Source organism: Candidatus Symbiopectobacterium sp. NZEC135 (assembly GCF_025962695.1).
Map to the genome: position 1 here is coordinate 1 of NZ_JAGFPF010000579.1, position 1183 is coordinate 1183.

Genomic DNA, 1183 nt, shown 5'->3' on the forward strand with positions numbered 1-1183 from the left:
AGAGATGCCAAAATTGAAGATAACGAGATAGAGGAAAGAATATCATGGCGACGTTAACTGGAGTAAAAGCCATTTTTTCCGGGAGCAATCCCGGTATGGAAGAAAATGCGACGCAAAGTTTAGAACACATTGTTTTAAATGCCATAAAGCAAAAAGCAAAACAGGGGAAGAAAGGTCACGAGGAAAGTGCCTTACCCCCTGTGGCACTTTCTCACGCCTCGCTATGCGCAACACTGCCGGAACTGCATGCCAGTCTGGGCAAATGGAGCGAAACCGGACGAAGAAAAGTCAATCTGCCGATGCAGCCAGAAACGCGCACGGCGGTGAGCAGGGCAACCAATAGCAACGTTACTGAGGCGCAGCTCGCTAAGGGTATACCAACGAGTAAAACAGCAGTACACCATGATTTATCCGCCTTTTCTGCCGGTGCGGGAGAAAAAATGGCGCTAGTCGGTGGGTTGCAGGGGCAGTCTGGCGCCATGGCACTTCAGGAGCGTCGTGATATGCCACTTTCCCACGCGATAGTGAGTCAGGTTCAGGTAGCCGATGCGACTGTTTTGCCCTCTACCGGTGCGCCTTCAGACGCGCCTGGCCCCAGACCTGAAAGAGAGCATTCACCCTCTGGTATTCCGCTAACCAGCGATGCGCAACACCGCGCCTTCACGGGGGATACTGCGGCACGTGGTGCTGATAACGCGTTCGCAGGGACGGGCCGGCAGACGCTCCCCTCTGAGGCAATGCTCAGAAACCTCGGTAACGCAGCGTTAAATGAGACCACGTCAGAGAGCCAATTATTGTACCGCTTTTCGGATTGGGGTGATGGCCATCAGGTCAATGTGCTGTTAGGCGGGCACGCCAAAGCACCGCATGTTTTGCACGTGTCTGATCCGTTGGTTCACCAGCGATTAGCGGATTATGAGGGCCAGGGGCAAGGCGATCCGGAATGGGTGTTTTCTGAGGAAGATGAGCAGCCAAAGAAAGAGCAAAACACCTTTGCCGATGAGGAAAATGCGTGATTGGTCAACATCTACGCGGCTATTCACAGCGCGAGCTAGCCGAGCGTCTCAGCGTGAAAGCGTGGCAGGACCAAGGCTTTGACGTGTGTCAGCGCCTGGTGCCCGGCAATCACCTGCTGCATTTTATCGCAGATAGCGGGTGGGAAGGCATTATCGATCTGGAGAGA

The 1183-nt window shown here is 53.9% G+C and carries 1 protein-coding gene; it reads left to right on the forward strand.

Translation table 11 applies throughout. The features are described from left to right. Nucleotides 1-44: 44 nt before the first annotated feature. Nucleotides 45-1016: a hypothetical protein gene (locus J5224_RS28925; RefSeq protein ID WP_264628531.1), complete on the forward strand. Its 972-nt coding sequence runs from the start codon at nt 45-47 to the stop codon at nt 1014-1016. The last annotated feature ends 167 nt before the right edge of the window (nt 1017-1183 follow it).

Excerpts from the sequence above, each read along its gene's own strand:
- J5224_RS28925 (WP_264628531.1), top strand. The coding sequence starts at position 45 with ATGGCGACGTTAACTGGAGTAAAAGCCATTTTTTCCGGGAGCAATCCC.